The following is an 11,211-nucleotide window of genomic DNA, read 5'->3' as shown; positions in this document are numbered from 1 at the left end:
CCGGCGCGGGCGCGGGCCTCGGGCGCTGACTCAATGGCGGGCAGGCGGGCGCAGTCGTCGCCGATGGGCTCGGCGAGCAGTTCGGCGGCGCGGCGCCAGTAGGTGCCGATGGCGGGGTCGGACTCCGGGCGCCAGTCCCGATAGACCTTCGGGCGGGGCGGGTCGGGCCATGCGGCCAGGTATCGCGGCCAGAACCCTAGGTTGCTCAGCGACGCATCGTGCAGGGTGTCTTGGGCCGCGCTCGGCTGTATCAGCCAGTGCACCGACAGCCGCCGGTCGTATAGCTGGATGCGCCCCGTCATGGATCGGGACACGGACAGCTCGCCATCGTCCCACAGCCCGTTGAGCGTGCTAGCTGTCTTCATGCGCTGGTCGCTCGACATGCCGTAACCGCACAGCAACGACGCAGCCTCGGACGTGTAGACGCCTTGGGTCGGGATGCCGGCAGCGAACCCCTGCCGGATACCCTCGACGGTCGCATCTTTCGCGATCCTGTATGGAGCGCGGGGCGGGTCTCCGCGCTCCTTCGGCGGGGCGGACTCATGCTCGGCGAGCGCGGCGCGATAGGCGTCGGTCTGCGCCCGCTGCCAGTCACGGATCGGCGCCAGTGCCGGGCGCTCGGCGGCGGTCTTGCCGTCGCCGGACTCACCAATGGTGAGTAGGTACAGGCTCAGCGGCCGGCGTCCGTCCAGCGCCCGCACGTCGTGTAGGTGCTGCACCAGCAGCGCGGCGGCGCCCAACACCGACTGACCGGCCATCGCGGGGCGTACCTGTCCACCATCGGCGATGGCGCGAGCCACGGGCGCCAGCGGGCCTAGGGCATCGATGGGGTACTCGACACTCGGCGGCGACGTGCTCAGGCGGCGTTCGGCGGCGGTGACGGCGGCGGCGATGCGCTCGGGCGTCAGCGGCTCCGACGCGCCACGGGCGGCGGTGCCGGCGGTGCCGGCGGGCACATCCACGATGTCCGTCGGCGGGCGCTGCGGCAGCGGATGCACGCGCGGCGCGGCTGCATCAGGCGGCATGTCGGACCTCCCGCGGCCGGTAGCTCCGCATCGGGCACGACGGGTCGCCGGATACCTCGACCGTGACGGCCAGCGATGCGCCAGCGCGCACCACTGCGACGGCGGTACGGTGGGCTAGGTCGGCATCAGCGCCGACGTACAGGATGGACACGTCACGGCCGGCTGCGATGCTGGTCCAGTCGTAGCCGTCGGGGTCGGTGCCGTCGTCCGGCATGACCGCGGTCGGTCGGTCGATGCCGGCGGCGGCGAGCATGCGCGCGGTATCCCAGCCGTACCGACCGACCATGACGCGGGCGTCGCATCGGTCGTGGTGGGCCGTCTGGCGTGCGTAGGCGGGCCAGCGGCGGCGGGTCGGCGTGCGGGATGCGGTACCATATCCACGCGCGGCGCCCGTCGCGTGTCCATCGTCATTTCGCCCCCCCGCGCCCGTGCCGGCTGCCCCCGGCTCGGGCGCTCTCATGTGTGCAGTCGATCATGCGGCCTCCGCATCGGTCGTGGCCAGCCAGGCCGCGAACCGCGGGCCGTGGATGTACAGCAGCGGCCGGCCCGATCCGGGCGTGCGCTTCTCGATGATTGCTCCGCACGCGAGCAGCCCGTTGGCGTGGCGGTGCCGCACCAGCCAGCGCAGGCTATGCTCGGTGCCGAGCCCCTGGGCCTCCCACACTTCGCGCACGAAGCGGCGGAACGGATAGATGTCGGTGATCTGGACCGGCGCGGTCGCGTCGGCGGCGGCGGCGGTGGTGTGCGTGTCGGTCATGCTCGGTCTCGTCGCGATGGATGGTGCGACGGAGCATGACGGCCGGCGGTAGTGGGGCGTTATCGTTTAGATCGCGTATCTTTTCGCGCTGGCGCGGCCGTCGGAACGGCTCAAGGTGACTCGCCGAATCTCCTTTTCAGCTTGGCGAGAATCCGGGCCAGTTCGGCGTCATGCTTGGCTGCGAAGTCTCTAAGGTGGTCGCTCTGGTAGCCGCGATCTTCCGACACCGCGTCGGCTGCGGCCATGCGGGACATGCCATCCAAAAACATATGGAGCGCAATCTTATTCAGCAGTCCCCGTACGTCTTCCCGCGTACGCGAGCGATCCCCCCGACCTCGGGCGAGCCCTAGGGCCTTCTTCGGATCTTCGCCCTTCAGGATTCTGTCGATTCGCTCCGCAAGCCATAGCCTGTGCGGAATTGGAAGCTCCCCATAAAACTCGGGCAAACCCAGGTGGTCTACGATCTCATAAAGGTACGCTTTGACTTCTTCGGGGTGCGCTGTAGCCGGCGGCGCGCTATACACCTTCGGCGCTGGGCACTCGTCACCCGACGCGCTCGTGCTATCACTGCCTCCAAGGCGCTGGCCGATCAGGAATCCTTGATCGTCGTGCTTCAGGATGCGCGCCATATCAGCCATCCCCCAGCACGCCGGCAAGCGCACCTTCCATCAGCTCGCGGGATTCCTCCGCGTGCAGGTGCACATAGCGCGCGGTCAACTGCGGGCCGCTGCGATGACCCAAGATCGCGGCAATCTGGAATGCCGATAGGCCAGCGCGAGCAAGGTAGCTGCCGCAGGAATGCCGCAGATCGTGGATTCGTAGCTTGTCGATCTCGGCAGCGGTCAGGGCCGCATGCCATGCCTTGTCTACCTGGGGCGGCGTTTCGGTGGTCCGACCGGGGAACACGCGCGCGTCATCCATGCGCCGGACCTTGGCATGGGCCTTGAGGGCCTTGAGCGCATCGCCGATCAGCGGAACCCGCCTGTCATCGCCGTTCTTCGTGTCGCGCAGCAGGATGCTCCCGCGCTTCAGGTCCACGTCTGCCCATGTCAGCTTGAGCAGCTCGCCACGACGGGCGCCGGTGGCCAGCGCCAAGCGAACGAACACGCCAAGCGCGGGCCATAGGGTTGACGCATCGCAGGCTTGGAGCAGCCGCGGACGGTCCTTGTCACTCAGGGATTGGCCGAAGCCGCTGGTGTGCTCCTTGGCGGCTCGGATGCCGGCAACGGGGTTGTCCTTCACGCCGAACCAACCGCCGTCGATGGCGGTCTTGTAGGCTGCCGAGATTGCGGCCTTGTAGCGGTTGACGGTCGGGCCGCTGCGGGGCTTGTCGGCCTCGGTGACAACCTTGCCGCCATGGGGGGCGGGCTCGGTCTTGAGCCGAGCGATGGCCTCCCGAACGGTATCGTCGTTGAACTCCGCAAGGCTGCGCTCGCCGTAGTGCTCTCGCCACCACGCGAGCCGGCTCGGGGTGTTGTGGTCCTTCCCGGACCACTGGCGGATGTAGCGGTCGATCAGGTCTGCGAGGCTGTGCTTCTTCAGCTCGCCACCGAGCAGGCGGCTCCACTTGTCGAAGTCCGCTTCCACCTTCGCGGCGAAGTCGGACGCCTCCCGCTTGGTCTTGAAGTACTGGACGACGGTCTTGCCCTTGCGGCGGATGCGCACCTGCCAGGGCTTGCCCTTGCGGTCCTTCAGTTTCGTGATGCTCGCCATGGTCTGAACTCCCGGAGTCCGACCGCGGGCTTACAATGCTCGGTAGCCATGCGCCGGACCTCTGTACCAGGTCGGTGGGTGGTCAGGGCCTCGGCGCGGCTGCAACCGCTCCGGGGCCTGTTTCGTTGCGGCGCCGGTAGGCACCACAAGCCACAAATTAGCACAGAATTCCGGGTAGTGGACTCAAATTGGACTCAGCGGGCGGCGAGTCCAGGCGGGGATTCCTTCTAAGTCCTTGTTTCTATGGTGGGCCGTCTAGGATTCGAACCTAGGACCAAGGGATTATGAGTCCCCTGCTCTAACCGCTGAGCTAACGGCCCTGATGGGCGGAGGGAGTGCGAGCGGGCGGCGCTCGCTGTGGCCGGGGCCGCGAGAGGTCCGGGCCAATTGGCGATCCAGCCATGTGTCGGTAAGTCTGGCGTTGCTCAAAGCCAGGGCGAAGCGCATCAGCCGCGTTGGCCTGGGGTGGATGCGCGTCACTGATCCACCCTAGGTCCTCCGTCCACGCGCTGGCGCGCCCAACGTGGTCAGGGCTTCCAGCCCTGCGTGTGTCAGGCCAGGATGGCCTGACTTCGCAGTCAGCGGCCAAGGTGGCGGGAGTTATGATCAAGGCCCAAGACCGCGCGCGGGATCGCGGCGGGCGCCAGCCCGCCACTGTCTGACGCGGCGAAAGCCGCGTCAGTCGCTGTCGAGGAAGCCCCGCAGCTTCTCGGAGCGGGTGGGGTGGCGCAGCTTGCGCAGGGCCTTGGCCTCGATCTGGCGGATGCGCTCGCGGGTCACGTCGAACTGCTTGCCGACCTCCTCCAGCGTGTGGTCAGTGTTCATGTCGATGCCGAAGCGCATGCGCAGCACCTTGGCCTCGCGGCTGGTGAGGCTCGCCAGCATGTTCTGCGTCGCCTCGCGCAGGCCCGCGGCGGTGGCGGAGTCGAGCGGCGAGATAACGCCGGCGTCCTCGATGAAGTCGCCGAGGTGGCTGTCCTCGTCGTCGCCGATGGGCGTCTCCATGGAGATGGGCTCCTTGGCGATCTTGAGCACCTTCCGGACCTTCTCCTCCGGCATTTCCATGCGCTCGGCGAGCTCCTCCGGCGTGGCCTCCCGGCCCATCTCCTGGATCATCTGCCGGGAGATGCGGTTCAGCTTGTTGATGGTCTCGATCATGTGCACCGGGATGCGGATGGTGCGTGCCTGGTCCGCGATGGAGCGGGTGATGGCCTGGCGAATCCACCAGGTGGCATAGGTGGAGAACTTGTAGCCGCGACGATATTCGAACTTGTCCACCGCCTTCATCAGGCCGATGTTGCCCTCCTGGATCAGGTCCAGGAACTGCAAGCCGCGATTGGTGTACTTCTTGGCGATGGAGATCACCAGGCGCAGGTTGGCCTCCACCATTTCCTTCTTGGCGCGGCGGGCCTTGGCCTCGCCGATGGACATCTTGCGGTTGATCTCCTTGATCTCGCCGATGGTGAGCACGTTCTCGCGCTCCAGATCCTGAAGCCGGCGCTGGGCGCGGCGCACGTCGCTCTCCACCTCGGCCAGGCGCTCGGACCACGGATGGGCCGCGTCGATCTGCTCGCGGATCCAGTCCGGGTTGGTCTCGTTGTCCGGGAAGGTGTCGATGAAGGCCTTGCGCGGCATCTGCGCGTGGTCCACGCACAGACCCATGATGGTGCGCTCCTGGCTGCGCACCCGCTCGATGCTCCCGCGCAGCACCTCGACGAGCTCGTTGAACACATTGGCGACGAGCTTGAACTGCATGAAGTCTTCGGAGACCTTGGCCATGGCCGCCCGGGAGGCGTCATGGTCGCGGCCGTGCTCGCGCAGCAGGCCCACGAACTCGTCGAAGTGCCGACGCAGGGAGGCCACCCGGCGGGCCACCTCTTCCGGGTCCGGGCCGGTGTCCACCGTCTCCGCGGCGTCGTCGTCCTCGTCGTCGTCATCGCCGCTGTCGGCCTCGGCCTCGGCGCTGGCGCCCTTGTTGACGGGCTCGGCGGTCTCGTCGTCGGTGAAGCCCGAGATGACGTCGGACAGGCGCCGCTCTTCCCGCTCCACCTGGTCGAACATGCTGAGCAGCAGCTCTACAGCGCGCGGATAGGTGGAAAGGGCGGCCAGCACCTGGTTCAGGCCGTCCTCGATGCGCTTGGCGATGCGCAGCTCGCCCTCGCGGGTGAGCAGCTCGACGGTGCCCATCTCGCGCATGTACATACGCACGGGGTCCGTGGTGCGGCCGAACTCGCTGTCCACGGACGCCAACGCGGCCGCCGCGGCCTCCGCGGCCTCGTCGTCGGCGACGGCCGAGTCATTGCTGAGCGCATCGATCTCCGCCGGGGCGGTCTCGTGAACCATGATCCCCATGTCGTTGATCATGCGCACGATGTCTTCGATCTGCTCGGGCTCGATGATGCCGTCCGGCAGGTGGTCGTTGACCTCGGTGTAGGTGAGGAACCCCTGCTCTTTGCCCTTGGCAATCAACTGCTTGAGTTGCGAGGCCTGCTGCTGCTCTTGATCCATACGGATACCTGTTCGACGGTTTGTACCGGGCGGACGCTGTGGTTCGGACGAACGGCCGACGCACTCAGGGCTCACCCCGACCAGGGGGCACAGCGGCTTGGGTCAGCGGACCGCACCGAAGCGGCAGGCCCAACGCGCAAGACGACTGCGAGCGCACCGGATGCCCAGAAGTGTAGATGCTGCGGAGAAACTCTCCAACTTACCAGATCTGCGCTTTTTTTTGTATCCCAAGGTCCCGGGTGGCGAATCCGTAACTTCCGGAGAGGCGTCGGCGGCCCGCAGGCAGGCGCCCGACCCGCACAGCCGCGACCTCCGGCTCAGTCTCCCGCGCCGTCAGAGGGCGCATGCCGCTCGCGCCAGCGGCGCTCGATCTCCGCGGCCCGGCGCTGTGCCGCCACGTCGCGGTTCAGGCGCTGGATGATGCCGACCAGCTCGGCGCCGCGCCCCTCCTGCGGAATCAGCGCCACCAGGCCGGCGTCGGCGAGCCGGCGTACGCTGCGCTCCTGGTCGGTGTCGCGCCAGCGCTCGGCGAGACCGGCGGTGGTGATGCCGGGATAGGCGCTTGCGATATCCACCATCTCCGCCAGGAGACGGATGCCGGGATTGTCCAGCTCGCGCCAGTCGCCCGGCTGCTCCAGCACCAGTGCGGCGCGGCCGGGGTCGTCCAGCAGCAGCGCGACGGCCCGGCGTAACGGGGTCAGCGTCGGCACCCCCGGCAGCACACGCGGCGCCGGCCTCGGCCTGGGCGCCGCCCCGCCGCGCTGCACCGGCTGGCCGGTGCGCCGGGCGAGCTCGGCGGCGAGCTGTTCGCGGTAGCTGCCAGCGGGCATGGTGGCGAGCAGGCCCCGGATCTCGTCGGCGAGACCGGCACGGCCCTCCGGCGTGGTCGTATCGTGGCGGGCACCGACATGCTCGAACAGGAAGGCGGACAGCAGCTTGGCATCGGCGAGCCGGCCCTCGAAGGCCTCCTTGCCCTCGCGCCGCACCAGGGTGTCCGGGTCTTCCCCCTCCGGCAGAAACAGAAAGCGCATGGGCTGCTGACCGGTGGCCAGGGGCAGCGCCGTCTTCAGCGCCTTCCAGGCCGCGGCGCGCCCGGCGGCATCGCCGTCGAAGCAGAACACCAGCTCCGGCGCGCTGCGCAGCAGGCGCTTGATGTGCTCCGGCGTGGCGGCGGTGCCCAGCGCCGCCACGGCATAGGGGATGTCGAACTGGGCAAGGGCGATCACATCCATATAGCCCTCCACCAACAGCAGCCGCGGCGGGCTGCGCAGCACCTGCTGCCCCTCGTGGAGCCCGTACAGCTCGCGACCCTTCACGAAGACCGGCGTCTCCGGGGAGTTCAGATACTTAGGCTCGCCGTCGCCGAGCACCCGGCCACCGAAGCCCACCACCCGCCCGCGCCGGTCGCGGATGGGGAACATGAGGCGGTCGCGGAAGCGGTCATAGCGGCGGCCGTCACGCTCCGAGAGCAGACCCGCAGTGACCAGCCGCTCGCGCTGCTCGGCGCTTTTGCCCAGGCGCTCCAGCAGGAAGTCCCAACCGGGCGGCGCGAAGCCGAGCCCATAGCGCTCCATCACGGGGCCGCTCAGACCGCGGCGCCCAAGGTAGGCCACCACGGCCTCCCGGCCCGGATGCTCGCGCAGCGCGCGCTGGTACAAGCCGGCCGCCTGCTCAAGGAGCGCGTACAGCGGCTTGGGGTCCGGCCCCTGGGGCGCGCCGCCCCGCTCCGGCAGGGGCATGCCGGCGCGCTGGGCCAGCTCCTCCACCGCCTCGGGGAAGCTCAGGCGATCCAGCTCGATGAGGAAATCGATGGCGTTGCCGTGGGCGCCGCAGCCGAAGCAGTGATAGAACTGCTTTGCAGGGCTAACGAAGAAAGACGGGGTCTTTTCGTTATGGAAAGGACAGCAGGCGGTGAATTCAGCGCCGGCTTTCTTCAGCGGCACCCGCCCACCCACCACCTCGACGATGTCGGTGCGGGCGAGGAGCTGGTCTCTGAATTCGGGCGTGATGTGGCCGACCATCCACCAGCACCTTGCTTCAGGTGGGCCGCGTCAGTTGGGCCGCCCCGTGGTGGTCAGTGGCGGTCAGTCGCGGCCCTGTCCGGGGCGGATGCTTGATCAATGCCCACCGGCGCCGGCGGAGCGGCCCGCCGGGGAGCCCCTCACCGGCGCGCGCGGGGTGGTCGGGGTCGGCAGCGCCGCGCCGGCCTCAGCCGCCGAGCCGCGCCTTGACGCGCTGACTCACGTCGCCCATGTCGGCGCGACCCTGGAGCTGCGGCTTGAGCCAGCCCATGAGCTTGCCCATGTCGCGCATGGACGCGGCGCCGGTGGCCGCCAAGGCCTCGTCGATGAGACCCTCCACCTCGGTCTCGGACAGGGCCTCGGGCAGGTAGCCTTGGATGATGCCGAGCTCGAAGCGCTCGCCGCTGGCGAGGTCGTCACGTCCGGCCGCTTCGTACTGGGCGATGGAATCCCGGCGCTGCTTGACCATTTTCTCCAGCACCGACAGCACTTGCGTATCGTCCAGCTCGATGCGCTCGTCCACCTCGCGCTGCTTGACGGCGGCGTTGATGAGCCGGATGACGCCGAGGCGCGGCTTGTCGCCGGCCTTCATGGCGGCCTTCATGTCATCGGTGAGATGCTGCTTCAGCATGACGGCGGGTCAGTGTCTGGGGGCTGGTCGGGGGGATACTCTGGGGCCTGAATCTGGGGCCTGAATCTGGGGCCTGATCTGGGGCCTGAATCTGGGATCTAGTCTGGGGCCTGATCTGGGACCTGAATCTGGGGCCTGGTCTGGGAGACACTCTGGAGGCCCGTCCAGGGGAGCTGGTACCGGTGGCGCTGACTGACGGGAGCCGGTCGGACAGGCCATCAGCCAATCAGGCCAGGGATGGCGCGTCACAGGGCCACACTCAGCCGTCTGCATCCCAGCGCAATGGCACCGAAGCCGGCAGGCCGCGGTCGGGTCTGTGCTCAAGACCACAGCAGCTCGGTGTGCAGTGAGCAGGCTGCGGCAGCGCGGCCCCGGCGTCCCCGCGAACGCCGCTCCATTCGCAGGGACGGCCTCAGTAGGGCCGCTCCCAGCGCCGCGCCTCGCGCGAGAGCTTCTTATGATGGCGTTTCACGGCTGCGGCCTTCTTGCGCTTGCGCTCGGCCGTGGGCTTCTCGTAGAACTCGCGGCGGCGGACCTCGGCGAGGACGCCGGCCTTCTCACAGGAGCGCTTGAAGCGGCGCAGGGCCACCTCGAAGGGCTCGTTCTCTTTGATGCGGACGCTGGGCATGAAGAATCCTTGGATCACGCGGTGGAACGGGCGATCGCCGGGACGGCCTCAGCCTGCCCGGCGCATGCGTAATCCCGCATTATGCGTTGTGCTTGCCGGCGCTGGCAAGCCCGAGCCGGCGCATTGGACTGGCCCTTTGGGCTGGCGCGTCGCCATCGCCGGCCGACGCGCCGGCTGCGGCTCAGGACTCCGGCGTCGAGCCGCCCGCGTCCGCCGCCGCGCCGATGCGGTCCTCGTCCCCGCGCAGGAGCTTGCGGATGTTGCTGCGGTGGCGCAGAAAGAGCAGCCCCGTCACCACCAACTGCATGCCGATGAGCGCGGGTTCCGGCCGGAAGTACCAGACCACCAGCGGCGCCAGCGCCATGGACGCCAGCGCGGAGAGGGAGGAGATCTTCAGCACCTTGGCCACGAAGAGCCACACCGCCGCCGTCACGGCGCCGATGGGCCAGTAGAGCCCGAACTGCACGCCGAGTGCGGTGGCCACGCCCTTGCCGCCGCGGAAGCCGAAGAACACCGGGAACAGGTGCCCGACGAAGGCGGCGATGCCCACGAGCGCCAGCACCAGCGGCTGCGCCCCGAGGGCGTGGGCCGCGAGCATGGGCACCAGACCCTTCAGCATGTCCCCGGCCAGCGTAACGGCCGCCGCCGGCTTGGCCTTGGCCCCGCCGATGCGCAGCACATTGGTGGCGCCCGGGTTATTGGAGCCCAGGGTGCGCGGGTCCGGCAGCCCCATGAGCCGGCAGACGATGATGGCACTGGAGACCGACCCCAGCAGGTAGGCAGCGAGCACCAGGGTGCCGGCGGTGACGAATGTCATATCCATGGCGCGGCATTGGACCGGCTGCCGCCCCCGCGGTCAAGCCTGAGCCGCACGCAAGCACCCGCAAGCTTGCAAAGACCCGACACGCCGCCACCCTACCGCGCGACCAGGACAACGATCACAGGCCCAGCCGCCCAAGCCGGCTGGGAGCCCCTCAGCCCTCAGCCCTCAGCCATTCCCCATGGACATCGTCTTCCTCCGTCAACTGCGCATCGAAACCGTCATCGGCATCTACGACTGGGAAAAGCAGATCAAGCAGCCCGTGGTGCTCGACATCGAGATGGCCGGCGACAACGCCAAGGCCGCTGCCACCGACCGCATCGAGGACGCCCTGGACTACAAGTCCATCTCCAAGCGCCTGAAGCAGTTCGTGGGCGAGGCCAGATTCGAGCTGGTGGAGACCCTCGCCGAGCGCTGCGCCGCCATCATCCGCGAGGAGTTCGGCGTGCCCTGGGTGCGCATCAGGCTGGACAAGGTCGGCGCCGTCACGGATGCCGCCGGTGTCGGTGTCATCATCGAGCGCGGCGAGCGCCCGGCATGACCCCCGGCAGCCCGCGGGACGCCGCGACGCGCCGCTGCTGGATCAGCGTCGGCAGCAATGTCGACCGCAAGCGCTCCATCCGCGGCGCCGTGGCCGACCTGCGCCGGCACTTCGGGGGGCTGGTGATCTCGCCCGTCTACGAGACCGCGGCCGTCGGCTTCGAGGGCGATGCCTTCTACAACCTCGTGGTCGGTATGGACAGCGACCAATCGGTGGCCGCCATCAACCAGACCCTGCGGGACATCGAAGACGCCCACGGCCGCGTCCGGGGCCCCAAGAAGTTCGCCCCGCGCACACTCGACCTGGACCTGCTCACCTGGGGCGACGCCGCCGGCACCATCGACGGCTGCGCCCTGCCCCGGGACGAGATCCTGAAGTACGCCTTCGTGCTGAAGCCCCTCGCCGACGTGGCACCCACCGAGCGCCACCCCGAGACGGGCCAGACCTACGCCGCGCTCTGGGAGCAGATGGCGCAGGACACGGGCACGCTCGGGCGCGTGCCGCTTGCGCTGCCGGCCTGAGCCCGCCGCAACCGCTGCGCCGGCGCTCGGGTACACTCGCGGGTCG

The 11,211-nt window shown here is 68.8% G+C and carries 12 protein-coding genes and 1 tRNA gene; 2 read left to right on the top strand and 11 right to left on the bottom strand.

The features are described 5' to 3' along the window. The 11 genes from QZ607_RS22745 to plsY all read right to left on the bottom strand — a co-directional run. On the bottom strand, positions 1-1,025 hold a 1,025-nt coding region (locus QZ607_RS22745), incomplete at its 3' end, for a DUF3987 domain-containing protein (RefSeq protein WP_295887671.1). Further along, positions 1,015-1,278 (bottom strand): hypothetical protein, encoded by a 264-nt coding sequence (locus QZ607_RS22740; RefSeq protein WP_295887670.1) that lies wholly within the window; start codon positions 1,276-1,278, stop codon positions 1,015-1,017. The genes QZ607_RS22745 and QZ607_RS22740, both read right to left, overlap by 11 nt. A gap of 219 nt (positions 1,279-1,497) precedes the next feature. Further along, on the bottom strand, positions 1,498-1,782 hold the full coding sequence (locus tag QZ607_RS22735) for a hypothetical protein (protein WP_295887667.1): 285 nt from the start codon (positions 1,780-1,782) through the stop codon (positions 1,498-1,500). Between the two features lie 110 nt (positions 1,783-1,892). Next, complete coding sequence (locus QZ607_RS22730) at positions 1,893-2,411, bottom strand: hypothetical protein (protein ID WP_295887664.1); 519 nt, start codon at positions 2,409-2,411, stop codon at positions 1,893-1,895. A 1-nt stretch (position 2,412) separates the two neighbouring features. Next, positions 2,413-3,447 carry a site-specific integrase gene (locus tag QZ607_RS22725; RefSeq protein WP_295887662.1) on the bottom strand — a complete coding sequence of 345 codons (1,035 nt, stop codon included), beginning with the start codon at positions 3,445-3,447 and terminating at the stop codon, positions 2,413-2,415. A 292-nt stretch (positions 3,448-3,739) separates the two neighbouring features. Continuing rightward, positions 3,740-3,815: transfer RNA gene (locus QZ607_RS22720), tRNA-Ile, on the bottom strand. A gap of 358 nt (positions 3,816-4,173) precedes the next feature. Next, the gene (gene rpoD / locus QZ607_RS22715) at positions 4,174-6,003 is read right to left on the bottom strand and encodes an RNA polymerase sigma factor RpoD (protein WP_295887657.1); all 1,830 of its coding nucleotides are present in this window, start codon (positions 6,001-6,003) and stop codon (positions 4,174-4,176) included. Between the two features lie 317 nt (positions 6,004-6,320). Next, positions 6,321-8,024 carry a DNA primase gene (gene dnaG, locus QZ607_RS22710; protein ID WP_295887653.1) on the bottom strand — a complete coding sequence of 568 codons (1,704 nt, stop codon included), beginning with the start codon at positions 8,022-8,024 and terminating at the stop codon, positions 6,321-6,323. Between the two features lie 187 nt (positions 8,025-8,211). Then, positions 8,212-8,655, bottom strand: a complete 444-nt coding sequence (locus QZ607_RS22705) for a GatB/YqeY domain-containing protein (RefSeq protein WP_295887648.1) — start codon at positions 8,653-8,655, stop codon at positions 8,212-8,214. 412 nt (positions 8,656-9,067) lie between these two features. Beyond that, positions 9,068-9,283, bottom strand: coding sequence for a 30S ribosomal protein S21 (gene rpsU, locus QZ607_RS22700; RefSeq protein WP_058556564.1), 216 nt, complete (start codon positions 9,281-9,283; stop codon positions 9,068-9,070). Positions 9,284-9,464: 181 nt separating this feature from the next. Beyond that, complete coding sequence (plsY, locus tag QZ607_RS22695) at positions 9,465-10,100, bottom strand: glycerol-3-phosphate 1-O-acyltransferase PlsY (RefSeq protein WP_295887673.1); 636 nt, start codon at positions 10,098-10,100, stop codon at positions 9,465-9,467. Positions 10,101-10,284: 184 nt separating this feature from the next. Between plsY and folB the strand changes: the two genes are divergently transcribed. Together folB and folK are read left to right on the top strand one after the other, a co-directional pair. Further along, positions 10,285-10,644, top strand: a complete 360-nt coding sequence (gene folB / locus QZ607_RS22690) for a dihydroneopterin aldolase (RefSeq protein ID WP_295887644.1) — start codon at positions 10,285-10,287, stop codon at positions 10,642-10,644. Continuing rightward, a complete protein-coding gene (gene folK, locus QZ607_RS22685) occupies positions 10,641-11,165 on the top strand; it encodes a 2-amino-4-hydroxy-6-hydroxymethyldihydropteridine diphosphokinase (RefSeq protein WP_295887641.1) in 525 nt (174 codons plus the stop codon). Before folB ends, folK begins: the two co-directional genes overlap by 4 nt. Positions 11,166-11,211 lie beyond the last annotated feature (46 nt).

The sequence above is a fragment of the uncultured Thiohalocapsa sp. genome, assembly GCF_913063425.1.
Classification (GTDB): Bacteria; Pseudomonadota; Gammaproteobacteria; order Chromatiales; family Chromatiaceae; genus Thiohalocapsa.
This window is presented reverse-complemented; position numbering and strand designations above follow the sequence as displayed.